This window comes from Neorhizobium huautlense, from assembly GCF_002968575.1.
In the GTDB taxonomy this organism is placed as follows: Bacteria; Pseudomonadota; Alphaproteobacteria; order Rhizobiales; family Rhizobiaceae; genus Neorhizobium; species Neorhizobium huautlense.
Genome location: NZ_PVBM01000038.1, coordinates 1 through 23,926, shown reverse-complemented (window position 1 = coordinate 23,926; position 23,926 = coordinate 1). Strand labels below are relative to the sequence as shown.

The 23,926-nt window shown below is 60.2% G+C and carries 21 protein-coding genes, 2 tRNA genes and 1 pseudogene; 6 read left to right on the top strand and 18 right to left on the bottom strand.

Annotated features, from left to right (window positions below; genetic code table 11):
- Positions 1 to 18: 18 nt before the first annotated feature.
- From C5L12_RS25540 to C5L12_RS25505, 8 genes are all read right to left on the bottom strand, one after another.
- On the bottom strand, positions 19 to 240 hold the full coding sequence (locus tag C5L12_RS25540) for a twin-arginine translocase TatA/TatE family subunit (protein ID WP_105374861.1): 222 nt from the start codon (positions 238 to 240) through the stop codon (positions 19 to 21).
- A gap of 39 nt (positions 241 to 279) precedes the next feature.
- A complete protein-coding gene (locus C5L12_RS25535; RefSeq protein WP_105374860.1) occupies positions 280 to 1,374 on the bottom strand; it encodes an ABC transporter ATP-binding protein in 1,095 nt (364 codons plus the stop codon).
- 49 nt (positions 1,375 to 1,423) lie between these two features.
- Positions 1,424 to 2,107, bottom strand: a complete 684-nt coding sequence (scpB, locus tag C5L12_RS25530; RefSeq protein WP_105374869.1) for an SMC-Scp complex subunit ScpB — start codon at positions 2,105 to 2,107, stop codon at positions 1,424 to 1,426.
- Positions 2,108 to 2,136: 29 nt separating this feature from the next.
- On the bottom strand, positions 2,137 to 2,985 hold the full coding sequence (locus tag C5L12_RS25525) for a segregation and condensation protein A (RefSeq protein WP_105374859.1): 849 nt from the start codon (positions 2,983 to 2,985) through the stop codon (positions 2,137 to 2,139).
- 26 nt (positions 2,986 to 3,011) lie between these two features.
- Complete coding sequence (gene nagZ / locus C5L12_RS25520) at positions 3,012 to 4,028, bottom strand: beta-N-acetylhexosaminidase (RefSeq protein WP_105374858.1); 1,017 nt, start codon at positions 4,026 to 4,028, stop codon at positions 3,012 to 3,014.
- A gap of 77 nt (positions 4,029 to 4,105) precedes the next feature.
- Positions 4,106 to 7,147, bottom strand: coding sequence for an SPOR domain-containing protein (locus C5L12_RS25515; RefSeq protein WP_105374857.1), 3,042 nt, complete (start codon positions 7,145 to 7,147; stop codon positions 4,106 to 4,108).
- A 65-nt stretch (positions 7,148 to 7,212) separates the two neighbouring features.
- On the bottom strand, positions 7,213 to 8,970 hold the full coding sequence (gene argS, locus C5L12_RS25510; protein ID WP_105374856.1) for an arginine--tRNA ligase: 1,758 nt from the start codon (positions 8,968 to 8,970) through the stop codon (positions 7,213 to 7,215).
- A gap of 62 nt (positions 8,971 to 9,032) precedes the next feature.
- Positions 9,033 to 10,250, bottom strand: a complete 1,218-nt coding sequence (locus C5L12_RS25505) for a deoxyguanosinetriphosphate triphosphohydrolase (protein ID WP_105374855.1) — start codon at positions 10,248 to 10,250, stop codon at positions 9,033 to 9,035.
- A gap of 149 nt (positions 10,251 to 10,399) precedes the next feature.
- Here C5L12_RS25505 and erpA point away from each other — a divergent pair, with 149 nt between their 5' ends.
- Positions 10,400 to 10,729, top strand: a complete 330-nt coding sequence (gene erpA / locus C5L12_RS25500) for an iron-sulfur cluster insertion protein ErpA (protein ID WP_105374854.1) — start codon at positions 10,400 to 10,402, stop codon at positions 10,727 to 10,729.
- 70 nt (positions 10,730 to 10,799) lie between these two features.
- Positions 10,800 to 11,588, top strand: a complete 789-nt coding sequence (xth, locus tag C5L12_RS25495; protein WP_105374853.1) for an exodeoxyribonuclease III — start codon at positions 10,800 to 10,802, stop codon at positions 11,586 to 11,588.
- A gap of 12 nt (positions 11,589 to 11,600) precedes the next feature.
- Here the strand turns inward: xth and exoR are convergent, their stop codons facing one another.
- From exoR to C5L12_RS25460, 7 genes are all read right to left on the bottom strand, one after another.
- On the bottom strand, positions 11,601 to 12,395 hold the full coding sequence (gene exoR, locus C5L12_RS25490; RefSeq protein ID WP_105374852.1) for an exopolysaccharide production regulator ExoR: 795 nt from the start codon (positions 12,393 to 12,395) through the stop codon (positions 11,601 to 11,603).
- Positions 12,396 to 12,879: 484 nt separating this feature from the next.
- Entirely contained in the window at positions 12,880 to 14,115 is a 1,236-nt protein-coding gene (locus C5L12_RS25485) for an OmpP1/FadL family transporter (protein WP_105374851.1), read from the bottom strand.
- 351 nt (positions 14,116 to 14,466) lie between these two features.
- Positions 14,467 to 17,298, bottom strand: coding sequence for a valine--tRNA ligase (locus C5L12_RS25480; protein ID WP_105374850.1), 2,832 nt, complete (start codon positions 17,296 to 17,298; stop codon positions 14,467 to 14,469).
- Between the two features lie 119 nt (positions 17,299 to 17,417).
- Positions 17,418 to 18,254, bottom strand: coding sequence for a PopZ family protein (locus tag C5L12_RS25475; protein ID WP_105374868.1), 837 nt, complete (start codon positions 18,252 to 18,254; stop codon positions 17,418 to 17,420).
- A 249-nt stretch (positions 18,255 to 18,503) separates the two neighbouring features.
- Positions 18,504 to 19,157 carry a protein-L-isoaspartate O-methyltransferase family protein gene (locus C5L12_RS25470; protein WP_105374849.1) on the bottom strand — a complete coding sequence of 218 codons (654 nt, stop codon included), beginning with the start codon at positions 19,155 to 19,157 and terminating at the stop codon, positions 18,504 to 18,506.
- Positions 19,158 to 19,307: 150 nt separating this feature from the next.
- On the bottom strand, positions 19,308 to 19,505 hold the full coding sequence (locus tag C5L12_RS25465; protein ID WP_105374848.1) for a hypothetical protein: 198 nt from the start codon (positions 19,503 to 19,505) through the stop codon (positions 19,308 to 19,310).
- A gap of 161 nt (positions 19,506 to 19,666) precedes the next feature.
- Positions 19,667 to 19,740, bottom strand: a tRNA-Cys gene (locus tag C5L12_RS25460).
- A gap of 240 nt (positions 19,741 to 19,980) precedes the next feature.
- On the opposite strand from C5L12_RS25460, the gene C5L12_RS25455 reads away from it, so the two are divergent.
- Together C5L12_RS25455 and C5L12_RS28260 are read left to right on the top strand one after the other, a co-directional pair.
- Positions 19,981 to 20,904, top strand: coding sequence for a lytic transglycosylase domain-containing protein (locus C5L12_RS25455; RefSeq protein WP_105374847.1), 924 nt, complete (start codon positions 19,981 to 19,983; stop codon positions 20,902 to 20,904).
- Between the two features lie 112 nt (positions 20,905 to 21,016).
- A complete protein-coding gene (locus C5L12_RS28260; RefSeq protein ID WP_157949122.1) occupies positions 21,017 to 21,274 on the top strand; it encodes a DUF982 domain-containing protein in 258 nt (85 codons plus the stop codon).
- A gap of 316 nt (positions 21,275 to 21,590) precedes the next feature.
- Here the strand turns inward: C5L12_RS28260 and C5L12_RS25445 are convergent, their stop codons facing one another.
- On the bottom strand, positions 21,591 to 21,872 hold the full coding sequence (locus C5L12_RS25445) for a hypothetical protein (protein WP_105374845.1): 282 nt from the start codon (positions 21,870 to 21,872) through the stop codon (positions 21,591 to 21,593).
- Positions 21,873 to 22,259: 387 nt separating this feature from the next.
- Here C5L12_RS25445 and C5L12_RS25440 point away from each other — a divergent pair, with 387 nt between their 5' ends.
- Complete coding sequence (locus C5L12_RS25440; protein ID WP_105374844.1) at positions 22,260 to 22,901, top strand: exopolysaccharide biosynthesis protein; 642 nt, start codon at positions 22,260 to 22,262, stop codon at positions 22,899 to 22,901.
- A gap of 15 nt (positions 22,902 to 22,916) precedes the next feature.
- Here C5L12_RS25440 and C5L12_RS25435 read toward each other — a convergent pair whose 3' ends face one another.
- Positions 22,917 to 23,168 (bottom strand): hypothetical protein, encoded by a 252-nt coding sequence (locus tag C5L12_RS25435; RefSeq protein WP_205839385.1) that lies wholly within the window; start codon positions 23,166 to 23,168, stop codon positions 22,917 to 22,919.
- A gap of 189 nt (positions 23,169 to 23,357) precedes the next feature.
- Between C5L12_RS25435 and C5L12_RS25430 the strand changes: the two genes are divergently transcribed.
- Positions 23,358 to 23,432 (top strand) — tRNA-Asn (locus C5L12_RS25430).
- A 66-nt stretch (positions 23,433 to 23,498) separates the two neighbouring features.
- On the opposite strand, the pseudogene C5L12_RS25425 reads toward C5L12_RS25430, so the two are convergent.
- Positions 23,499 to 23,926: pseudogene (locus C5L12_RS25425) on the bottom strand (3-keto-5-aminohexanoate cleavage protein); the annotation flags it as partial.

The following is a 23,926-nucleotide window of genomic DNA, read 5'->3' as shown; positions in this document are numbered from 1 at the left end:
GGAGCCCGGCCACCGTTATCAGGACCGGGTGGTTTCCTTGGCCTCGTCCGGCTTGTGATCGACTGTCTTCGCAGTCGTCGTACCATTTGCCTCCGGAGCATCATCTTCGGTGATGCCCTTCTTGAAGCTCTTGATGCCTTTTGCGACGTCGCCCATCAATTCCGGAATCTTGCCGCGTCCGAAGAGAACGAGCACGATGACCAGAACGATCAGCCAGTGCCACACACTAAAAGAACCCATAGTCTACTCCATTAGAACCGTATTATCGATGTAAGCTCTTTATGGTGCTTTTTCAAACACCAAAATGTCTCGGGGCGCGACCGTTACAGAGACGTCGTGAACCCCCGGCGCAACTCGACCGGCGCGCACCCGGGCGCGGATGGGATCGTCGCTTCCGGCAACCGCAAGGGTGAGCAATTCTACAATCCCCAGGAACCTGCGCGACAGGATGCGGGCTTCGACCGCGCCCCCTTCAGCAGCGACATCGACATCAGACAGTCTTACTGCTACGGAGACCCGACTTCCTTCAGCCAACCCCTCTGCCGGCGCCGTGCCTAACGGCGTCTGGGCTGCACCATCCTTGACGACACCCGACAACTCATTGATTTCCGAAAAGAAAGCGGCGGCAAACAAGCTGCAAGGGCGGTTGTAGAGATCGGCCGGCGCGCCTAGCTGCACAAGGGATCCGTCCCTTAGAAGCGCAATCCGGTCTGCCATCCGCATAGCCTCCTCGGCATCATGCGTGACAACGATCGCCGTTGCGCGACTCTCCTTCAGGATCGTCAATGTGTCAGTCCGGATGGTATCCTTTAACCTGGAGTCGAGGCCGGAAAAGGGCTCATCCATCAAAAGTACGCCCGGCCTCGGCGCCAGCGCACGGGCAAGCGCGACGCGCTGCTGCTCCCCGCCCGAGAGCGCGTGGGGATATTTTGCCGCGTGGTGCGACAAGCCGACGCGCTCCAATGCGGCTCCGGCTTCCGCGATTGCCTCTTTGGCAGAGAGCGCCGTCAACCCGAAGCGAACGTTTTCCAGCACCGTCATATGTGGAAAGAGTGCGAAATCCTGGAACATCAGCCCAACGCCGCGCTTTTCCGGAGGTAGGAAACCTTGCGGACCAGCAACTTCGCGGCCGTCGATGACGATCCGGCCATGGCTTTGAGCCTCTAAACCCGCGGCAATCCGCAGCAAGGTCGTCTTGCCGGAGCCGGAGGGACCGAGCAGGCACAGGACTTCTCCGGGTTCCGCCGCGAGCGAGATCCCGCGAATCGTCTCCTTGCCATGGTAGGAATGCCGGATATCCTCGAACGCCAGGCGGGACGCAAAAGTGACGCCCGTCTTTCGTCTCGTCTCCCCGCTGGCCGTCTGTGTGGTCATGACAATGCCCGTTTGCACCCGCAGTTCGGGCTGTTTCGACAGTTCGACGCTATTCGTCCGCTTCCCCGCCGGGTGTCAAGAGCCCCAGCTCCTCGAGGTCGAGCTGCGTGATCGGATCCTCGTCCTCGGCAAGCTCGTCGACATTCTGCGGTATCGGTATGGCAAAGCCCGGGGGGATGCGACCGGAGAGAAGGCCGGCACCCTTCAATTCTTCGAGACCCGGCAAGTCGCGCAGCTCCTCCAGGCCGAAATGGTCGAGGAATTCCACGGTCGTGCCGAGCGTCACAGGGCGCCCCGGCGTTCGACGGCGGCCGCGGAAGCGCACCCAGCCGGCTTCCATCAGCACGTCGAGCGTGCCTTTGGATGTCTGGACGCCGCGGATCTCCTCGATCTCGGCACGCGTGACCGGCTGGTGATAGGCGATGATCGCCAGCACCTCGAGCGCCGCCCGCGATAGTTTCTTTGCTTCGTTCTCATCCTTGCGGATGACGAACGAGAGGTCCGCCGCCGTACGAAAGGCCCACCGATCGCCCGTCCTGATGAGGTTGACGCCACGCGGCGCATAGGCCTCCACCAGCCGACGCATCACAGCGCCGACATCGGTGCCGCGCGGCAGGCGTTCGGAAAGAAAGGCTTCCGGAACCGGCTCGGAGGAGGCAAAGACCAGCGCCTCCGCTATCCGCTCGACCTCGATCAGCGACATCGGCTCGGTTTCGCCTTCTTCGGTTTCCATCAGCGGCAGATCGTCATCCTCGTCAGGCGTCAATCGACGTCTCCCGCGATGGCTTGCAGCACGGGGTTCGTCGTTCCCGAGGATTGCCCCTTACGCAAATAGATCGGCTGGAATGCCCCATCCTGGCGAATTTCGAGCCTGCCCTCGCGCACCAGTTCCAACGAAGCGGCAAAGGCGCTCGCGGTTGCGGTGATCCGGTCCTCCGGCGGCAGATAAGGCAACAGATAGTGTTGCAGCGCTGTCCAATCGACGATTTCGCCGAGCATCCGGGTCAACAGGTTGCGGGCGTCTGCCAGCGACCAGACTTTGCGCTTTTCGATCGTCACCTGCGTAACCGCGCCGCGTTGCCGCAGATTGGCATAGGCCGAGAGGAGATCGTAAAGCGTGGCGTCATAGGCAGACTGCACCCGATGCGGAATATGCTCCGGCGCGCCGCGGGCGAATACGTCACGGCCGAGGCGATTGCGATTGACAAGCCGGGTCGCCGCTTCCCGCATCGCCTCCAGCCGCTTCAGACGGAAGGCTAGCGTTGCCGCCATCTCCTCGCCGCTCGGGCCGGCATCGCCCCTTGCCTGCTGCGGTATGAGGAGTTTGGATTTCAGATACGCCAGCCAGGCAGCCATGACGAGATAATCGGCCGCGAGTTCTATGCGCACCCGTCTGGCACTCTCGATGAACTGGAGATATTGCTCTGCCAGCGCCAGCACGGAAATGCGGGCAAGATCGACCTTCTGGTTGCGGGCAAGATGAAGCAGCAGGTCGAGCGGACCTTCGAAACCACCGACATCAATCACCAGCGCCGGATCGTCTGCGGCCCGTTCCGGTTCTTGCCACAGCTTGTCCATCGGAATGGCATTCTGCGATGTCGTCACGGCCATTCCCAACCTCACTCTGTCCGTCGCCGTCAGGAGACGGCAAGCAGCCCATGAAACTCGGCGCGCAGAGCCGATTCGTCAGCCCCATCACCCGGCCCGAAGGCTCGCTCTACCGCTTCGGCGCGCCTCAGCGCCTCGCCGGCGAGCGGGATCGCCTCCTTCACCACGGCTTTCATTTCTTCCATGACGCCGTTGCAATGCAAGATAATATCGCAACCACCCCCAACGATTCTCGCTGCACGCTCTCCGATCGTGCCCTTCAGGGCGTTCATCGAGGTGTCGTCGGACATCAAAAGGCCGTCGAAGCCGATATGGCCGCGGATGACGTCCTCGATCACCTTTCGGGAAATGGTCGCCGGTTCCTCCGGATCGATCGCCGTAAAGACGATGTGCGCGCTCATCGCCATAAGCTCGTCCTTGAGCGCCATGAACGGCAGGAAATCGTGCGCTTCGAGCTCGGCCCGCGAGGCGGCGACAACAGGCAGTTCATGGTGAGAATCCGCCATGCCGCGTCCGTGGCCCGGGATATGCTTCATGACCGGCAACATGCCGCCGGCCTTCAGTCCCTCCGCCGCGGCCCGGCCCATGTCCGACACGGTCTTCGGATCGAAACCATAGGCACGATCGCCGATCACGTTGCTTGCCCCCTCGACCGGCACGTCGAGTACCGGCAGGCAATCGACGTTGATGCCGAATTTCATAAGGTCGAAGGCATGCAGACGCGACATCAGCCATGCGGCGCGCAGCCCCTTGGCCCGGTCCTGTCTATAGAGCTCACCGAGTGCGGCGGCAGACGGATAACGCTCGATCATCGGCGGCCGGATGCGCTGCACGCGGCCCCCTTCCTGATCGATCAGCACCGCCGCTTCGGGCCGCCCGACTGCATCGCGCATGGCTGCGACGAGATCGGAAATCTGAGCCGGCTCGATGCAGTTGCGGGCAAACAGGATAAAGCCCCAGGGACGTTCATCCCTATAAAGCGCGATCTCGTCGGCGGTGAGGGTCGGGCCGCTGGAGCCCAGGATCATGGCTTTTGATTCGGTCATGGCGCCATCTTAGTCGATGGAAGCCCAAACGAAAAACGGGGCGCCAAGCGCCCCGCCTTTCCATTCATTGCTGTTGCCTATCTTGCGACAAGGCAGCTTCCGCCGGCGGCGCGATATTTTTCGCAGAGCGCCACGGCATCGTTCTTGCCGCCTGCAGGGATGCGAACGCGATAGAACGTACCCTTGCCGGCAACTTCCGCGGCCTTGATATCGACGCCGCGGCCGCCAATCACGCTGCCGAATTTCGCCGACAGGCTCTGGTAGGATTTTTGGGCTTCGGCCTGCGACGGCAGCGACGCAATCTGGATCACGTAGCCACCTTCACCGACGGGAGCCGCCTGGGCGGACGCCGAGGCAACCTGTTGAGAGGCAGGCTGGCCAGGAGCACGAATATTGCCCTGATCGGTCACCGCAGCAACCACATTGACCGGCTGTTCCGCCGGACGTGCCCTCGGAACAGGGGCCTTGATGACTGGCGCCGACGTGTCAACGGCGGGAACGGCAGCGGGTGCGGCCGCCTGGGTGGCAGCCGGGTCGACAACTGGCGACGCCGGAGCTGGCGTACCGGTATTCATCTGCTCGGGCGCGGCCGTTGTCGGTGCGGCAACCGGTGCGACATTCGCATTCGGCGCTGCCGAGACCGGCCGAGTTTGAACCGGCGTTGCGGGAACCGAAACCGGAGAATGGGCGGGAACGGCTGCGACCTCCACCGGCTTCGCGCCGGCCGCGGGCAGCTTTTCGGTCTCCGGGGCGGCAAGGGCCGGGGCAGGAACTTCCTGTTCCACAAGCTTGCCATCGGGCCGCACGATCATCGTCTTGACCTTGCGCGGCATGATGGTCACCGGCGGTTGCTCTGCCGCGGCGGTCTCCTGAGGTTCGTCCTGCGGCAGCAGGCGCGCATCCTTTGTGTCCGCCACTTCCACCGGTTCGATCTCGTTCTCACCTTCAAGCGGCAGCGAATCCGGCATCAGGGTCTTCTGGACGACATCCACCGGTTCCTCGCTGGAGGAAATCAATGTCGGCTGCTTCGGATCCTGGGCCGATACACCCGCAACGCGGTCGTAGACGGCCTTGTCCTGATTCGGAACAGTCTTGCCGCCCGGGTTCTCCGGAGCGACTTTTATCGGGTCCGTATCAGCGGCGATAACGACCGGCTCGCCGCTTGCGACGTTACCGGGCGCACTGCTGCCCAACCACGCATAGGCACCGATGCCGCCGAGAATGACAACACCCACCAGAGCCAACGGAACGGCAAAGCGGCCGACCGCAGAGCGACGCGCATTTTCCACGGTTGCCAGATAATCGGCCTCACCGTAGTGCAGTTCTTCGTGTGCGGCCGGCTGCAACGGGGCCGAAAGGCTGCGGCGGAAATCTTCTTCCAGCGCCCGCTCGAAGTCGTCGAGGTCGGAATAGCTCGGCGGCTGGCTCGCCTGAACAGAGCGATTTGCCGTCGCCGGCGCCATGGAAGCAATATCGATTTCCGGCTTGCGCGCGGGCGTCGGCTGCGCCTTTTCTGGCGTCATCAGGAGCGTCGCCAATTCGGCGTCGATATCGAGGTCGTAGTCCGGACGATAGGCCGGCGCCTGCTCGGGCTCCTCGGCCGGCAGCGACGGAACGTCGAGCTCGGCTATCGCCTCAACATGGTCTTCCGCATCGGCAATCTGGGCCGGATCGAAGGGGAGCTCGGCGACAAGATCCGTCTCCTCCCTCACCTCCGGTTCCATCGCCGGAGCTGCCACTGCTGAAGGCATGGTACGGGCGGCGGCAATTTCCGGCTCGTATGACACCGTTTCTGATTCCAGAGCAGGCCTGGCGGTTTGTTCAGGCTGTTTTTTTGTCTCTTCGACGATCAACTCGGCAAGATCGAGTTCCAGATCATCGAGCGCGATCTCGAACTCGTCGTCGGAGAAGGGGTCGAATTCGTCGATCGCTGCGTCCTCTGCGGCCCGCGCCTCGAGGGCCGGGGGAACAGCTACCGGAACAATCGTTTCCGGCGCAGGGTTCGCGGCGGGCACAGCGGCGACAGCCGCCGTCTCCTCGACAACGGCAGGTGAGTCGGGTTTCTCGCGGGTGGCAGCAAGCGAATATCGCTGAACGTCGTAGATCAGTTCGTCAAGTTCCGAAAACCGGCTCTCCGGTTCGGACCGAACCTCGGCTTGAGACGATGCGACAGCCGAGGGCTCGATCGAAGTCGGCGGAGGGGGCTCAGTGGCGACGGGCGAGACGGCAGCGGAAGCCGGAGCTTTTGCCTGTTCAAATTTCTCCGTCTGCGACGCCGTGACAGGCACTTCGTGGACAGGCGTGGTAGCGCCCAGAACCGGCAGATCCTCGAGCACCGGCAGGTCCAGGGCTTCTTCGACCGGCTGGGGCGCCACAGGCTGCGCACGTGGAGCCGGCTCCGGTGCCCGCGCAACGTTGAAATTTGCCAGCGGCATGCGGAAGCCCGGAATATAGCCGGTCTTGGCTCTCGGCTCCGGCTTTACGTCCGGTTCGCTGTCAACGGCGGGCTCGGAGCCAATCGAAGTCTCCAGCTCGGCAGCCAAGTCGAATTCATCATCGAATCCATCGACGGCCCCGGCTACGCCAGTCGACGGCGCTTCGGAAACGGCTTCGACGGCCGGCAGATCGGGCAGGTCGAAGACCGGCTCGATGCGATCGGCATCGGAAATCTCAGCAGCAGCCGGTTCCGAGGCGGATACGTCGCGATAGTTTCCGACCGGATACGACGGCTCGCCATCGCTGACAGAGAAAGCCTCACCGTCTAAGCTGTCACGGTCGCCCGGCAGCAATGCCGGAGGATATTCCGCCGCAGTTTCGACGGCGTCATCGAATTCCGGCTCGGCGAACAAAACCGCACGCGGCGCGTCGTCAATGCTTATGTCGTGAATCGGGTCAAGACGCGGCGCATCGTAGCGTTCGAACTCCTGCAGGAGTTCGTCCTCCAGATTAAAAGCAGGTTCGCGACGAGGCGAATAAGCATCGTCGCCAAACGGCGACGCCTGCTTAGTGACGGGCCGATCTTCGTAACCTACAATGCGGGCAAGTTCGGCCAGCGGGTCATCATCGGCAAAGAAATCCGGCAAATCATTCCGGCTACGCGCAAGGTTGTTGTCTGCCATTACCTCGTCCACTCACCTACATTACAACGCATATGCCAGTGCAATGTGGGGAAATGGTGGCGATTCTAGCGCATTTCTTCTGGTGCTGCTGTGCCTGTTATAGCAAGTCCGGACTTCAAAACAGAGGCGACAGCATGCACCAGCCCAAGCCTGGCGACGCTCAATTGTCGGTTCTTATCGTTAACAAAGCGTAAGTCGGCATTTTCGGAGCCCTTGCTCCAATGGCCGTGGAAAGAACTTGCCAGATCATAGAGGTAAAATGCAAGTCGATGCGGCTCCTGCGCAACGGCCGCAGCCTCAACAATTCGTGGATATTCTGCAAGCTTGGCGATCAACCGCAACTCGTTCTCTTCGCAGATCAGGTTTGCGTGGGCCGCCAGATCGAGTGATTCGATATCGAGATCCGGAAATGCCTTCTGCGCCTGCCGGAACACCGACGCGCAACGGGCATGGGCATATTGCACGTAGAAGACCGGATTGTCCTTCGACTGCTCCGTCACCTTGGCAAAGTCGAAGTCGAGCGGCTCTGAACTCTTCCGGTAGAGCATCATGAAACGAACCGCGTCACGGCCGACCTCGTCGACCACTTCGCGCAGGGTCACGAAATTGCCGGAACGTTTGGACATCTTCACCGGCTCGCCATTGCGGAACAGCTTGACCAACTGACACAAAAGCACCGTCAGCTTGGCCTTGCCGCCGGAAACGGCACGCGCCAGCGCTTCCAGGCGTTTTACATACCCACCATGGTCCGCGCCGAGCACATAGATCATCTCGTCGTAGCCGCGGTCGAACTTGTCTTTGAAATAAGCAACGTCGGCTGCAAAATAGGTATAGCTTCCGTCGGACTTGATCAGCGGCCGATCGATGTCGTCGCCCACCTCCGTCGAACGGAATAACGTCTGCTCGCGATCTTCCCAATCCTCGGGCAGCTGCCCCTTCGGCGGCGGCAGGGTGCCGCGATAGACATGCCCCTTGAAGGTCAGGTCATTGATGGCGGCGCGAATACGCTGCGCTCCACCGGCATGCAGTGCGCGTTCGGAAAAGAAGATGTCGTGGTGAACGTTCAGCGCATCGAGATCCTCGCGGATCATCGTCATCATGGCGTCGATCGCCTTGTCCTTGACGATAGGCAGCCAATCCTCTTCCGACATGTTATGCAGACGCGGGCCATATTCCTCGGCAAGCGCCTGTCCGACAGGAACCAGATAGTCTCCCGGATAGAGACCCGACGGGATTTCGCCGATCGTCTCTCCGAGCGCCTCGCGGTAGCGCAGGAAGACCGAACGCGCCAGCACGTCGATCTGGCTGCCCGCGTCGTTGATATAATATTCCTTGGTGACATCGTAGCCGGCGAACGCCATGAGGTTGGCAAGCGCGTCGCCCACCACCGCGCCACGGCAATGACCGACATGCATGGGTCCGGTGGGATTGGCCGAGACATATTCGACATTTGCTTTTTTGGACGCGCCGACAGTGGAACGGCCATAGCTTGTGCCCTGCTCGATCATCGACTCCAGCAGGCGTTGCCAATAGCCGGTGGAAAGACGGATATTGATGAAGCCAGGGCCGGCAACGGACACTTCGCTGATATCAGGATCGCCACGCAACGCCACAGCGATAATATCGGCAAGCGCACGTGGATTCGTGCCAAGCGGCTTGGCCAGCACCATGGCCGCATTGGTTGCTACGTCGCCGTGGCTCTGGTCGCGCGGGGGTTCAACCGCAACACGCCCGAAATCGACTTCGCTTCGCTTTTCCTTGATAATATCAAGCACTTCCAAAGCATTCTTAATTCTATTTTCGAAGTCGGCAAACAGATTCATATCACTCATCCGCGCAAGACTGCCGCGCGGGCCCTTGAAAAGCCGTTGTTGTTGGCGGCTGCCTATCGCAAATCGGGAGTCTGGTCAAACAGCTCGCCATGCGCCCTGACGGCATAGGTGTCGGTCATGCCGGCCAGATAGTCGGCCACATGGCGGGCTTTTGCACCCTCGTTCAGACCGGCAATGTGGTTCACCCAATAGTGGCTACGCATAAGGGTCGGATCGTTCATGTAGGCGTTGAAGAGATCGGAGAGAATCTGGGCCGCACCCGCACGAATTCGCATGATTTCGGGATGCCGGTAGATCCGCGAGAACAGAAGCCTCTTGATGCAGCGGTCGGTCTCGGCAACTTCGCCGGAAAAAGTGGCCATGACCTGATCGGCGTTTCGAACATCGTGGGCGCTCTGCGGCCGCAGCCTCCGCAGATTGTCCTGCGTGACGCCGATCACGTCCTCCACCATGTGGGTGATCTGCCGGCGAGTGATTTCGTAGGTGAAGCGGCTTGGTTCCAGATGCGGATAACGCTGCCTTACGTCCGCCATGACCTTGGCGAGGAAAGGGACATCCTCCAGCATCTCAAAGGTCAAAAGCCCCGAACGCAGGCCGTCGTCGATATCGTGGGTATTGTAGGCAATATCGTCTGAAATCGCGGCGACTTGGGCTTCAAGGCTCGCATAGCTCGCCAGCTCCAGATCGTGCAATTCGCAATAGTCGCGGATCGGCTGTGGTACTGGCCCGCGGGTACCCTCACCCGTTTTGGTCAGGAGCGGGCCGTTGTGCTTGACGAGCCCCTCCAGGCTCTCCCATGTGAGATTGAGACCGTCGAACTCCGCATAATGGCGTTCCAGCTTGGTGACGATCCTGAGCGATTGGGCGTTGTGGTCGAAGCCGCCATAGGGTTCGAGCAATTCGTGGAGTGCGTCCTCCCCCGTATGTCCGAAGGGCGTATGGCCAAAATCATGAACGAGCGCGACGCCCTCGGCCAAATCCTCGTCCAGCTTGAGGGCACGCGCGAGCGCTCGGGCAATTTGAGCAACTTCGATCGTGTGGGTGAGCCGCGTACGGTAATGATCGCCGTCGGGGCTGATAAAGACCTGCGTCTTGTGCTTCAAACGGCGGAAAGCAGTCGTGTGGACGATACGATCGCGGTCGCGCTGGAACTCCGAACGCGTCAGACTGCTCGGCTCCGGAAAGAGCCGGCCGCGCGAAGCCCAGGGATTGGCGGCATAGGCGGCCCGTTCGCCGCTGCCGAAGCCGAGGGCACCGGTATCAATCGTCATTCGTTCACCTGTCTCTTCGTTCCAAGCCGGCCATTGACGCGCCGTTCAAGCCTTCATACCTATAGTGAAGCCGTGCGCAACGCCGGTGACGGGAATCTCCGGGATTTTGCCCGGAACTCACCGGGCCTTGAACCCGGCAGGAGACGGATATGGACATAAATGTAACTCTTTCGGATGCCGCCGCAAAGCGCATTACGGAAATCGTCGCTAGCGAAGAAGGCAAGCAGGCGCTGCGTGTCTCCGTCGAAGGCGGAGGGTGTTCCGGCTTTTCCTACAAGTTTGATCTCGCCGAAGCGCCGGAAGCCGACGATGTCGTCGTCGCCAATGGCGAAGCCAAGGTGCTGATCGACAGTCTATCGCTCGTCTACATGGCCGGCTCCGAAATCGATTTCGTCGACAACCTGCTCGGCCAGTCCTTCCAGATCAGGAACCCGAATGCCGTCGCAAGCTGCGGCTGCGGTACGAGCTTCTCGGTCTGACACCGATCTTTGCCCTTCCCAACGCTTCCTCTTTCGCTAAAAGAGGAAGCGAAAGAGGAAGGGACGGCCCATGAAGATAGCCACCTGGAATATCAACGGCGTGAAGGCGCGCATCGACAATTTGCGTCAATGGCTTGCCGATTCCCAACCCGACATCGTCTGCCTTCAGGAGATCAAATCGGTCGACGAGAACTTTCCGCGGCTGGAAATCGAGGCGCTCGGCTATCACGTCGAGACGCATGGGCAGAAAGGCTTCAACGGCGTAGCCCTGTTGTCGAAGACCCGTCCGGACGAGGTACTTCGCGGCCTGCCTGGCGGTGAAGGCGACGAGCAGTCCCGTTACATCGAGGGTGTGTTCTCCGTTGCAGGCGGGGCGATCCGCGTGGCGTCCATCTACCTGCCGAACGGCAATCCGGCCGACGATCCGGTTAAATACCCCTATAAGCTTGCCTGGATGGAGCGGCTGCGGCGGCATGCTGAGGAGTGCCTGTTGCTCGAAGAGCCGCTGATCCTGGCCGGCGACTACAATGTCATTCCCGAACCGCGCGATTGTTTCGACCCGGCGGTGTGGGCGACCGACGCGCTCTTCCTGCCCGAAACCCGTGCGGCATTCCGGCGCCTGGAAAATCTCGGCCTTGTCGATGCCGTGCGCGCAACGACGGACGCGACGAAGCTTTATTCCTTCTGGGATTATCAGGCTGGCGCTTGGCAGAAGAACAACGGCATCCGCATCGACCACCTGCTCCTCTCGGCGGAAGCCCTCGACCGGCTGAAGTCCACCGCGATCGAAAAGCATGTGCGGGCCTGGGAAAAGCCGTCGGACCACGTGCCTGTCATCGGTATCTTCGATTTCGGCTGAAGGTGTGCGGGTTTAGTCGGCGCCTTGGGCAAATTGCTGCGAGAGCGCGACTGCTCCGCGGCGGTCCTCCTCACCGGCGACGGAGAAAGCCTGCTCCTGCAGCTGCTGCATCCAGTTGCACTCTTTGGCAGAACACTTGTCGAGCGCGGCCGTCATGAAAGCAAGTCCACGCACGGTCTGGCCCTCCTGGAAGAGCACGTTGCCGAAGACGGACATCGCGCCCGCGTGGCCGTTTTTGCGGGCCTGGTTCAGCCATTTCTTGGCCTGCTGGATATTGGCGGTGCCACCCTCGCCCGCAAGGATCATCTTGGCCAGCTGGAACTGGGCTTCCGCCACGCCAAAGGTCGATGCCGCCTGGAAATAGAGCTGACGCGCCTGCGACAGGTCAGGCTTTACGGGGCTGCCGGGAATGCCACGTCGATAATAATTTGCAAGCGACAACAGCGCGTTAATGAAGAAACTCGTATCTTCCGAGCCGGGCTCCACCCCCTGAGCGGCGATCTCGTTGTAGATCTTGAAGGCTTCGAAATCATCCTTCGCCACGCCATCGCCATAGGCATACATATTGGCAAGCGCCCAGCGCGAGCCGGTATGGCCTTTCTCGGCCGCATACCGATAGGCCTCGACAGCGTCTTCCTTCTGGCCGTTCTTATAGGCCTTGAAGCCAAACTTGAAGAGATCGAACGGGCCCGACTCCTTGGTCACGCCGGACTTGATGTCGAAGGCCGAGGCCGAACCCGCCAAAAGCGAGGCGAGCGACATTCCAAGAAGCAATACTCTCATGGATCCGATGTCAGACTTCGGCATGTTTCAGTTTCTTTCACTCCGCTGCGAAGCTACGCGGCAGGCGGCCGCAGCTCGAGCACTCCGTGTCTTTGCAGAGAGGCTTTGACGGGCATGTCCACCGGCCACTCCTCCTGACAGGCGTCGGAAACTATATGCGCCGTTTTCGGCAACACTTGGACCCATTGCCGGTGGAAGTACGGCGAAGCATACCGGCGCCGATACACGGCTGCCGTTGTGCCAGAGCCCCGGCATTTCTTTGGAAAACCCGCCCATGATACTCCAAACTTGCGCCCCGCCCCCGCGGTCCGCCCCTGCTGTCCGTTTATCGCTGCGCTTCGTTTGTGGCGGGAAATGGACAGAACGCATCCTCTCGATGCGCCTGACGATCGTCCCAAAAAAATGTTGCCAAATCGTCACAATCGGCACGACGACTTTATCTGTCGCAATTTGCGCGCGGCCACAAAAAAGCCCGGTCGCAACCGGGCTTTTCTTGATAATGGTCAGATCAGAACTTTATCTTGAGAGAAGTCGACAGAGCCGCAACCAGATCGTCGTCGAAGTCGTAGTTCACGTCGGCACCGTACGTTTCGCCATCCAGCGTGACCGTTCCGGACGAACCGCCCGTCATCACGCCCAAGACACCGCCGAGGCGGATTTCGACATTCTGATTAGGACTGTAAGCGACGCCGGCACCGAAGGTCCAGGTATCGGTCTGAGTGCCATAGCCCTGCGATGTCCCCCGATCCCAGGTGACACTGACCGCTCCGCTCCACTGCTCATTGAACTTATGCCCGACACCGCCGGAAATGGTCCACCCGTCACGATAGCCGAGGTCAAGCGAGGTGGCTCCAGCCGGCGACGCGCAAAGAGGAACGAGCGGATTGTCGCAATAGAACCGAACCTTCTGAAGCTGGCTCCAGTCTGTCCACTTAACGGAGCCGAAAGCAAGCCAATCGGGCGCGATACCGGATTGGACCTTCAACTCGACCGTGTCCGGCATTTTCTGCGCGCCTGTCACCGGCAGCACGAGGCCGTTTACCTGCGACAGATCGAGCGTACCGGTAATGTCGTCGAGATTGACCTCGCTGTTGTAGACGAGGCTCGCCCTGAACGCATATTCGGGGATCTCATAGGCTACGCCAGCACGCCATCCCCAGCCGTCACCTTCAAGATCAAGTCTGCCAACGCCGGTTCCCGGCACTGCGATATCTGGAACGACCTGCCGCTCCTTGAAACCAAATACTTCTTGATAAAAGGCGCCGCCTATGATGCGAAGCTGCCCCGGACCGGCATCAAATCTGTAGGAACATGTCGCGGCGTAGTTCCGGCTTTCTACCTTGGTCTCGATGTTCGAGTTGGCACCCGCCCAGTTGCGACCTGGGGCTGCATGGGCACCCCATGGCTCGGAATAGTCAAGCATGCAGTCGGCGCTGTCGCCAATGCCCGCCTTCATGCCGATCCTCGGCACAAAGTAACTTTCGGAATCCTCGACACCACTTGTCGCAAAAGAAAATGGTGGGGAATCAAGATCTCCATCCGCCGCACGGATGTCCCTCACGTTCTTCACCTTGCGCTGGGGCATGACGAAGGTAGCGCTCGATTCCACCGCGAACCGCGAAGGATCGAAAAGCAGGTCGATATTGTAACCGCCCCGATCAAGTCCTCCCGCCAAAGCCGTCGAATGCAGTCCGCAACCTGCGGCAACAACCAACAGACCTTTCGATATTATTTTTCTTACCATAATTGCTCCCACTCCCTGGTAAGTGATCGGAATCACTCTAAATGTTTCCCTCTGATTGACAACTTTCAGCTGTCCTGAACCTTCCGGGGTTGGAAGGTCATGATTTACGTAAAAAACTGAGGAACCAGACCGAAGCGACCATATGTCGCAAAATTTTTCTGCCTTGTAGCAATACCGGTCGAGAATATTAGAAATTTATTACTTTTCGGTCGGATTATGTGTCAATGTGGCAACATTGGGGCTTTCTCGAAAGCAAGCGGCTGCACATTTTTGCGACAGATTGACGAAGCCTGAAAAAGAAATGCCGCGCCTGTTTCGGCGCGGCATTTGCTCAAAGCGATGTCGGGCGAATCAGCCTGCTTCGGTGATTCTGAGGAGCGCCGTCTTCAGATTGGCCGTCTGCACCTCGAGTTCCGCGAAGCGTTCGCGTTCAGCCGCGACAACGTCCGGGTCGGCGTTGGCGACGAATTTCTCGTTCGCCAGTTTCTTGCCGATGCGATCCATTTCGTCGGCCGTCTTGCCTATGGCCTTCTCGATCCGCGCCCGTTCGGCAGTCAGGTCGATCAGATTGCCGAGCGGCAGGCAGGCCGTCGCCTCTCCCACGACGATCTGAGCGGCCCCCTTGGGCGCAATCTCAGCAAGGTCGATGCTTTCCACGCGAGCGAGACGGCGGATCGCAGCCTCGTGACGCTTGAGCCGCGTCTGGCTGGTCTCGTTGGCCCCCACAACGATCAGCGGAGCCACCGCCGAAGGCGGAACGTTCATCTCGGCGCGCGCCGAACGAAGGCCGGTCACGAGATCGATCAGCCAGTTGATCTCTTCGGCCGCCGCCGTGTCGGAAAATTCCGGCGCCGGCCAATCGGCGTGGCAGAGCAGGCCATCGCGGGTATCGGTATGGGCCCAAAGCTCTTCCGTCATGAAGGGCATGAAAGGATGAAGGAGCTTATAGGTCTCTTCCAGAACATAGGCCGCGCAGGCCTGGGCTTCCGCTTTAGCCTTTTCGTCATCGCTCGCAAAGATCGGCTTCAGGAATTCGAGATACCAGTCGCAGACCTGGTTCCAGACGAAACGGTAGAGTGCGCCGGCCGCCTCGTTGAAGCGTTGGCTCTCGATCGCCTCGGTCACGTCGCTGATCGTTGCGGAAAGCTCCGTGAGAATCCAGCGATTGATGGTGAGCGTCGTCGTCTCTGGAACGAATGCCGCATCGCCCTTGACGCCATTCATCTCGGCAAAGCGTGTGGCGTTCCAGAGTTTGGTGCCGAAGTTGCGATAGCCCGCAATACGTGCCGGATCGAGTTTGACGTCGCGGCCCTGAGCGGCCATGATCGCCAGCGTGAAGCGCAGGGCGTCCGCGCCATATTCGTCGATCAGTTCCAGCGGGTCGATGACGTTGCCCTTGGATTTCGACATTTTCTGGCCGTTCTTGTCCCGCACCAGCGCGTGAACATAGACCGTATGGAATGGCTCGACCGGATTGCCCTCTTCATCCTTCATGAAATGAAGTCCCATCATCATCATGCGGGCGACCCAGAAGAAGATGATATCGAAGCCGGTGACGAGAACGCTGGTCGGGTAATATTTCTCAAGCTCGATCGTCTGATCCGGCCAGCCGAGGGTCGAGAACGGCCATAGGGCCGAGGAGAACCAGGTATCCAGCACATCTTCGTCGCGCGTCAGGATTTCGCCCGGCTTGAAGTTCTCAAGCTTATCCTGAACGAAGGCCTTCATCGGCCCCTCATGAGCAAGATAGTGCTGGATGGCCGCCTGTAGCGCCTCTTCTTCCGTCTTCTCGACGAAAACTTGGCCGTCCGGGCCATACCAGGCCGGGATCTGGTGTCCCCACCAGAGCTGGCGCGAGATGCACCAGGGCTGGATATTCTCCATCCACTCGAAATAGGTCTTTTCCCAGTTCTTCGGGACGAATTTGGTGCGGCCTTCGCGAACCGAAGCGATCGCCGGCTGAGCAAGCGTATGTGCATCCACATACCACTGCTCGGTCAGCCGGGGTTCGATCGGCACTCCGCCGCGGTCGCCATGCGGCACCATGTGCTTGTGCGGCTCGATCCTGTCGAGCAGGCCCGCTTCCTCAAAGATCTCGACGATGATCTTTCGCGCGGTAAAGCGGTCCTGGCCCTCGAGGCGATCCCAGGCGCCGTGAAGCGCAGCCGGATGATCGAGGCCTTCGAGGAAGTCCTCGTTTTCCTTGATGGCGATCGTGCCGTCGATGTTCATGATGTTGATGGCGCTGAGTCCCGCCCGCTTGCCGACTTCGAAGTCGTTGAAATCGTGGGCAGGCGTGATTTTCACCGCACCCGTACCCGCGGACGGATCGGCATAGCCGTCGGCGACGATCGGGATGCGTCGACCGACGATCGGCAGAATGACATGCTTGCCGACGATCGCTCTGTAGCGCTCATCTTCCGGATTCACGGCAATGCCGGTATCGCCCAGCATGGTTTCGGGCCGCGTCGTCGCTACGACCAGGTAGTCGCGCGTCTCGTATTCGGTAGCCTTGCCGTCCTCATCGAAGGCGACCGGATACTGATAGGTGACGCCCGGCTCGAGCGGGTAGCGCAGATGCCAAAGATTGCCCTTGATCTCGACCTGTTCGACTTCGAGGTCGGAAATCGCGGTGAGTAATTTGGGGTCCCAATTGACGAGACGCTTGTCCTTGTAGATCAGGCCTTCCTTGTAGAGCGTCACGAAGACTTCAAGAACGGCTTCGGACAAACCTTCATCCATGGTGAAGCGTTCGCGCGACCAGTCGCAGGAGGCGCCGAGACGCTTCAGCTGATTGAAGATCAGGCCGCCGGACTCCGCCTTCCATTCCCAGACTTTCTCAACGAAAGCCTCGCGGCCCATTTCGCGCCGGCCGGGAAGCTGGCGCTCCATCAACTGCCGCTCGACGACCATCTGGGTGGCAATGCCCGCATGGTCCATGCCCGGCTGCCACAGCACGTCCTTGCCGCGCATGCGCTCGAAGCGGACCATGATGTCCTGCAGCGTGTTGTTGAGCGCATGACCCATATGCAGCGAACCGGTCACATTCGGTGGCGGGATCACGATCGTGAAGGTGTCCGCCCCTGGTTTTGCGTTCGCCCCGGCGCGGAAGGCGTCCGCCTCGTCCCAGGCTCGCGCGATTTTCGGTTCTACGGCTGCGGAATCATAGGTCTTTTCGAGCATTTCCTGACCCGGTTCTGTTCTTTGAGAGGTATCGCGGTGTAAATAGGATGGGGTGTTCCAAGTCAATAAAAAAGCCGCCCCGTCACCGGAGCGGCAGCATCATCGGTCTCGGATACGGATCAGCGGCGCGGGCCGCGAGCCACGCGTTCGATCTCCTCGCGCACGAGACGCTCGACCAATGTCGGCAGGTTGTCGTCCAGCCATTCCTGCAGCATCGGCCGCAGCATATCGCCTGCCATGTCTTCCAGCGAACGCCGTTCGATACCGTTGAAAACAGCCGCCAGTTCGCCGAAGGACTTTGCAACCTGGGCGCCTGCTTCGAGGGACAGCAGATTGGCTGTTTCTTCGATCTTGGCCGGCAGGCTCTGTGGTGCCGGCTTCGGCGCTTGCCGATCGGCAGCGTCAAGCCGCGTGGGGGCTGGCTGAGGCGGATCGAAAACGGGCATGACACGCTGAACCGGCTCGGGCTGAGTCGGCGCCGGTGTCGGGGCCGCTTGTGCCGCAGGCGCCGGTTCCGGACGCGGCTCGCGGAGTTCCGGCATGCGCGGCGTCAGAGGGCGAAGCGGAGCCTCCTCCTGACGAGCCTGCTGAGCGGGCGCTCCACCCGGCTCGGATATCGGAGCAACCCGTGCTGGGGCCGGCTCCGGCTGCCGGGAGGAGGCGGCGCGAACGCGGGCGGCGACATCGGCGAGCGACAGGGTGCGCTCCGGCTGGCTAATCGACGCAGGAACGTCAGCCGGCAAGCCGCTGCGCGACGGCATGCCGCGGTCATTCGCGGCCACGTCCGGCGCAAAGCCCTCGTCTTCGGAGCCTTCCAGTTCGTCATCGCCATAAGCCTGGGGAAGCGGACGGGAGAGCGCGTTCTCGGCGGTCGGTTCATTGCTTTCAATGATCCGGCGGATCGAGGCCAAGATTTCCTCCATGGAGGGTTCACGCGCTACATTTGGCTGAGCCATTTTCATCCCCGCTGTTACCGGCAATCGATTCGCACCCGAATGCAAGGGTTTCGAATCGCGGTTAGCTTAAGGTGTTGGGGGGGCTGGAAACAATGACAAGTGCCCCAGGCGCTCTACCGATACACAGTTTTGTTGGGGATGTGAATCCCGTATGTCACACTCTTCTAAAACAGGCCAAATGAACCCTGCCCCAAACAGCAAAAGAGCCGCTTGCGCGGCTCTGCTTTCACGATGGAATCATCCGACCGATCAGAAGACGAATTCCTTCGCCTTGTGAAAGCCCGGCAGCGCTTTCACGGACGCGTTGAAATAGGAGCTTTCGGAGATCACACCTTGTTCTTTCACGAGAACCTTTGCCTGGGCTGCGTTCCCGTAACCGACGACGGCCACCAAACGCCCCCCGTCCCGGAGCTGGTCGAGAAGTGCGGGCGGCACCTCCTCGACGGCCCCGTTGACAAAGATCAGGTCATAGGGCGCTTCACTCGCATAGCCGTTCTGCAATTCTCCGATCACCACCGCGACATTGTCATGGCCAAGCGACGACAGGGTCCGGGTTGCCTGTTCCGCCAGCGCCCCGTCGACCTCGATCGAGATTACCGACCCGGCCAGTTGCGACAGGATGGCGGTTGCATATCCGCTACCCGTACCCACTTCGAGTACGACATCGTTTTTGGTTACGGCTGCGAGCTGCAGAAGCTTGGCGAGCGGCGAAGCCTCCATCAGGTACCGTCCGGGCGCCACTTCGATGTCTGTATCGATATAAGCGAGAGACTTGGCCTTGGCGGGCACGAATGCTTCACGGGGGACGTTGTAAAACGCCCGCAGAACCGAATGCGACGTAACATCGGTGGTGCGGATCTGGTTCTCGACCATCTTCGTACGTGCTGCTTCGAAATCCATCATCTCAGTCGTCCCAAATCATCCGGCGCCAGGCGCGGTTCGTGTCCCGTCTTACTGACGGCGCGTTCCGCTTTCAAGACATTGCGGGTCTTCGAGGCAAAAAAGCGCAGGGGATTTCGGAACGCGGGGGAGCGCCGGCCGGAACGAGACGGGTCACGCGTAGGCGCGCGGCGCCTCGTCCAGACGGCGGACAACGACGTAGTCCCGGGTATAGGAGGTGCGCAGACCGTGATCCCTGTCGAAGGCAGATTGTTCGGCAGAGGTCAGCGGAAAGATGCCATCGGCGAAGGTACCCGTGCCTTCGGCCTCATTGGCCGGCTGGCGATGGACGGTGATAAGTCTGGTGATCATGTCGCTTTCCCTCCGTTCGGCGCATAAAGCAATGAACAGGCCGTTCTGTTCCAAGCCTAGAAGGAGAAAGTTAAAAATTAACCATATTGCACCGCACACAAAACGGCATGGTAAATGCTTGATCGAAAAGAAAGATCGGATTGTTGTGATTGTGAGGAGAATGGAGGCCTCGCCGAGAATCGAACTCGGGTGCAAGGATTTGCAGTCCTCTGCGTCACCACTCCGCCACGAGGCCGTCCGTACGCATAAAGAGCGAGTGGTGTCGGGCGTTTAGAACGAATCGAATGATGGCGCAAGCGGGTTCATGCCGAATGTCGCCGTTTTTTCATCGCTGATTGCGGTTCGCGTCCCGTTTCCCGCAACGCCTCGAAAATCAAGCGAAAGCAGCCCTGCGGATAAGTAGTTTCTCTTCATCCGTCCTTTTGGCATTATCGCCGCGCAGTCAACGTTGGACGGCGGTCCGCTGAGGTTGGTTATGAGCTCTCGGGTTCTGCGGATCATCTGCGCATTGGCGCTGAGCGTGGTGCCGCTTCCGGGCTACGGCGATGCTGTGGCCGAGGAAGCAGCGGAGGACCGGTGCCTTTACGAACGAGGCGCGGAAGGCGGGGGCCCTCCTCTATGCATCCGCGCCAAAAGCTTCAATCATGACCTTTGCAGGGTCCTGGAGCATACGGCGGCGGACAGCAACCTACCGCCCGAGTTCTTCGCGCGGCTGATCTGGCGCGAAAGCCTGTTCAGGCCCGGCGCGGTCAGCCATAAGGGGGCCGAGGGCATTGCCCAGTTCATGCCGGGAACCGCCAGGTTGCGTGGATTGCAGAACAGCTTCGACGCGATCGAGGCGCTGACGGCATCTTCCCGCTATCTCGATGACCTGCGGAACCGGTTCGGAAATCTCGGACTGGCGGCGGCGGCCTACAACGCAGGCGAAAGCGGACTGGAGACATTCCTGAAGCTTGGTCGCCTGCCGATCGAAACGCGCGACTATGTGTTTGCGATAACGGGATATCCCGTGGAGACCTGGAGAGATGCTCCTCCCGACAAGCCGGCCCCTCCCCTTGCGGCCGAAAAATCCTTCATGGACGGCTGCGTCACGCTCGCCGAGACGAGGAACCTCAATGAGCCGGTTCTGCTGAGTGGAGCCGACTGGGCGCCGTGGGGCGTGCAACTGTCCGCACATTATAATCCGCACGTCGCCAACCGGCTCTTCGCCAATGCAATAACGAGACTTCCACCCGCCCTCAGCGACGAACGTCCTCTCATCGTCCGGCAAAAAGGCGGAAATTTCGGCTCTCGCCCCCGCTATGCCGCGAGAATCGGAAAAGCGACCAGAGCCGAGGCAACCGACCTCTGCACGCGCGTCAGATCCGCGGGTGTCCCCTGCACGGTCTTCAAAAATTGATTACTTCGGACACCTCCTCCAGCATCAAATCACGTGCATCAAAATTTGCCGCCGCAGGGGAACCAATCCTCGCCTCGTGAGTTTTCGCGCCGCAATGCCAAGGTGTGGAATGATGAGTAAGGCAACAGAAGTCGATGAAGTTCTGTGGAGTGCTCCTGTCAGAGTGCGTATCGGATACGGATTTCCTGAAATGATACGAGGCCCCAGGGAAGCGCTTGATTATCTCAACTGGCGCTGGCCGATCCGGGAAGGCACGTATTACCTTCAGGCTCTCAAGGAATGCGCAGCCGGGCTGCAGCGAAAGATCCCTCTGGAAAAGGTTCGGGAAACCTTCGTCCTTGCGAGCATAGAGGCAAAAATGCTGAGCTGATCAGCGAACCCCAAAGCGATCCGCTTCGGCGGCAGCGATGATTGCACGTGCCGAAAGGTTACGGATGTCTTGCGGCGAAGCGGATGTTAACCATGGTTATCAAGAGCTTCTTTAAAGGTTTTGCTTAAATTCGGTGAGCGATGGCGATGTTGCCATCAATATCCTTATGAGAAGGATCGCCATGATGGCGATAAACAGTATGAAGCTCACTGTCTCCGACGCCGTAGCGGCGTGCGCGACCATAGCGTCGCTTGTCGGCATCATATATGTCGGTCATCTCTTCATGACATTATTCTGATGCACCTGCCGGCGGCGATCACGCCGGCCAGTAGATGTCCGCGCGGAAGTCGGCGGGAATCTCGGCCAATCTGCCGATAGCTTCCGCTGCGTAGCCGATTTGCATTGCGAGGTAGCTGATCTCGCGCGGGATCGGGATTCCCGTGAGCTGCTCCCGGTTGCGCCACCTGTCGTAACCCGTTGCCCTGCGCCGCCTCTCGGCCTCCCGCAACACGTCGTCCCGCGTCGGCACCTCGTCAGCGGTCTCATAGGAAATCGGTGACGGGCCTGCGCCCATCCCGCCCTCGATCACTCGGAACATCTTCTTTGCCCCACGTCTTCTACACAGCGATTCCCAAGAGGATGCGCCGCTTTCCTTGCAAGATTCCTAAAGTAGCGAGGCGACTAAAAGGGTGTTAGAATTCTCATATCGCCCATTGGGAGATGTCGGGCGGACATGCGGTAGGAGGAGACCGACATGCAATATCTGGAATTCATGACAGCGCTTAATCCTGTCGTGGTGGCGATCCTTGCTGTCGTGCTGGCCTGCGGCGCCTATGACCACTGGATGGCTTCGAAGTAGAACGGCTGCCGCGACGAAACCCACGGCTCTCACCCTGCGATACCGCCTCTGCGGGTGCGCGGCCTTTGCTCACATGCCGAATGCTGCTATGCATCCGGCCTGACGGAGACTGCGCGGAGCATCAGCTTGGACGGAAGCATCGAATTTGAGGACACCTCCACTTCTTTGAGCGGCACACTGCGGCAGCTCATCAACGGGATCAGGGGTCAGTCGGTTACACTGCGCGAACTGATGGATGCCGTGGGCGAACAGGGCCTTCTGCTCATCTGCGCCGTCGCCTCGCTGCCCTTCCTCATTCCTGTTTCGATTCCAGGCGTCAGCACCGTTTTTGGCGCAGCCATCATTCTGATCAGCCTGGCGATTACCGCAAACCGCCTGCCCTGGCTGCCGAAGAAGATCCTCGACCGTCAGCTCGACACGAAGAAGCTCGTGCCCGCCCTGGAAAAGGGCGTCAATATCGTTTCGCGGCTCGACCGTTTCCTGAAGCCGCGCCTCTCGGCGCTCACGACGGGCAGGTTCATGAACCGGCTGAACGGACTTGCGATCACCCTGGCCGGCATATTGCTGATGTTCCCGCTCGGCCTCATCCCGTTCTCGAACACGTTGCCGGGGATCGCGATCCTTCTCCTGTCCACAGGGATGATCCAGCGCGACGGCCTGATCATGCTGGGCGGTTATCTCTTCAACGTGATCACGGTGATCTATTTCGGCGTACTCGCCTATGCGGCCTTCAGCGCCGGCCAGGGCTTGGCGTCGCTGCTCAGCTGATAAGAGCCACCCGCTTCACCTGTCAGCCTTGCTGGCCTTTCGCCTCGCCCACCAGACGGCGATACGGCGACGCTTGCGCCGGACGATGGGCAGGTCGTGTGAGAGAACCAGAAAACCGAGCGGCAGCATCCAGAAGCCCAGCACCGGCAGAAAGCCGAGCGTTCCGCCGACGATCAGCGTCAGGCCGATGCCGACGCGGCCGATACGAGAGCGAGGCATCGGAATCTGCCAGCTGCCAAACGCCAGCTTGCCGCTCTGGGGGTCCATTCCGAATCTCGTCGACTTCCGCTCTTCAGTCACCAGAGCTCATTCTCCTTATTCCTTGAAGGCTGCTTTCCCGAGCAGATGGGGCTTAAACGGGGATAAAACAACCAAGTTCGATTTTTTTGCAAAAAGCGCTTGGCAAAACGGCAAAGCATTTGTATTACCCCGCTCACGCCGCCACCGAGCGGTTGATCCCTGGTAGCTCAGCGGTAGAGCATTCGACTGTTAATCGACAGGTCGCCGGTTCGAATCCGGCCCGGGGAGCCAGATTCTGAACAAAAGCGCGCCAATGGCGCGCTTTTGTCGTTTTCGGCCCACCTTATCCACGGTGGTTCAGGCTTTCGGCATACCGTCGGGCCGCATCTGTTTTTTCAGCGCTGCGATGCGGAAGATAGCGTTTGGGGCGCCGTAGCCTTTGTAGCCGCGCCGTTCGACGATCTCGAAGAAGAAGCCCTCGCCATAGGTCGTGCTGTAGAGCTGGAAATATTCACCGTTGTCGTCGCGGTCGTAGAGGATGTTGTCGGCCTTCAGCCTTTCGGTGAGCGCCGGGTCGAGCCCGAAGCGGGCCTCCACGTCGCCGTAATAGTTGGGCGAGATGGCAAGCGGCCGAAAACCGTTCTGCTTGAGCGCCTTGGCGGTTTTGAAGATGTCGCCGGTCGCAAAGGCCAGATGCTGGATGCCGGAGCCGAATGTCTCGGCGATGAAGTGGCCGGCGAGCGTGCGGCGGTTCTCCGCCCCGTTCAGGGTGATCCTCAGCGTGC

Excerpts from the sequence above, each read along its gene's own strand:
- C5L12_RS25445 (WP_105374845.1), bottom strand. The coding sequence starts at position 21,872 with ATGTTCCGAGTGATCGAGGGCGGGATGGGCGCAGGCCCGTCACCGATT.
- argS (WP_105374856.1), bottom strand. The coding sequence starts at position 8,970 with ATGAATCTGTTTGCCGACTTCGAAAATAGAATTAAGAATGCTTTGGAA.
- C5L12_RS25540 (WP_105374861.1), bottom strand. The coding sequence starts at position 240 with ATGGGTTCTTTTAGTGTGTGGCACTGGCTGATCGTTCTGGTCATCGTG.
- exoR (WP_105374852.1), bottom strand. The coding sequence starts at position 12,395 with ATGCCGAAGTCTGACATCGGATCCATGAGAGTATTGCTTCTTGGAATG.
- C5L12_RS25515 (WP_105374857.1), bottom strand. The coding sequence starts at position 7,147 with ATGGCAGACAACAACCTTGCGCGTAGCCGGAATGATTTGCCGGATTTC.
- C5L12_RS25435 (WP_205839385.1), bottom strand. The coding sequence starts at position 23,168 with ATGGACCCCCAGAGCGGCAAGCTGGCGTTTGGCAGCTGGCAGATTCCG.
- C5L12_RS25475 (WP_105374868.1), bottom strand. The coding sequence starts at position 18,254 with ATGGCTCAGCCAAATGTAGCGCGTGAACCCTCCATGGAGGAAATCTTG.
- C5L12_RS25455 (WP_105374847.1), top strand. The coding sequence starts at position 19,981 with ATGAGCTCTCGGGTTCTGCGGATCATCTGCGCATTGGCGCTGAGCGTG.
- erpA (WP_105374854.1), top strand. The coding sequence starts at position 10,400 with ATGGACATAAATGTAACTCTTTCGGATGCCGCCGCAAAGCGCATTACG.
- C5L12_RS25535 (WP_105374860.1), bottom strand. The coding sequence starts at position 1,374 with ATGACCACACAGACGGCCAGCGGGGAGACGAGACGAAAGACGGGCGTC.
- C5L12_RS25505 (WP_105374855.1), bottom strand. The coding sequence starts at position 10,250 with ATGACGATTGATACCGGTGCCCTCGGCTTCGGCAGCGGCGAACGGGCC.
- C5L12_RS25470 (WP_105374849.1), bottom strand. The coding sequence starts at position 19,157 with ATGATGGATTTCGAAGCAGCACGTACGAAGATGGTCGAGAACCAGATC.
- C5L12_RS25525 (WP_105374859.1), bottom strand. The coding sequence starts at position 2,985 with ATGGCCGTGACGACATCGCAGAATGCCATTCCGATGGACAAGCTGTGG.
- C5L12_RS28260 (WP_157949122.1), top strand. The coding sequence starts at position 21,017 with ATGAGTAAGGCAACAGAAGTCGATGAAGTTCTGTGGAGTGCTCCTGTC.
- C5L12_RS25485 (WP_105374851.1), bottom strand. The coding sequence starts at position 14,115 with ATGGTAAGAAAAATAATATCGAAAGGTCTGTTGGTTGTTGCCGCAGGT.
- C5L12_RS25465 (WP_105374848.1), bottom strand. The coding sequence starts at position 19,505 with ATGATCACCAGACTTATCACCGTCCATCGCCAGCCGGCCAATGAGGCC.
- nagZ (WP_105374858.1), bottom strand. The coding sequence starts at position 4,028 with ATGACCGAATCAAAAGCCATGATCCTGGGCTCCAGCGGCCCGACCCTC.
- C5L12_RS25480 (WP_105374850.1), bottom strand. The coding sequence starts at position 17,298 with ATGCTCGAAAAGACCTATGATTCCGCAGCCGTAGAACCGAAAATCGCG.
- scpB (WP_105374869.1), bottom strand. The coding sequence starts at position 2,107 with ATGGAAACCGAAGAAGGCGAAACCGAGCCGATGTCGCTGATCGAGGTC.
- xth (WP_105374853.1), top strand. The coding sequence starts at position 10,800 with ATGAAGATAGCCACCTGGAATATCAACGGCGTGAAGGCGCGCATCGAC.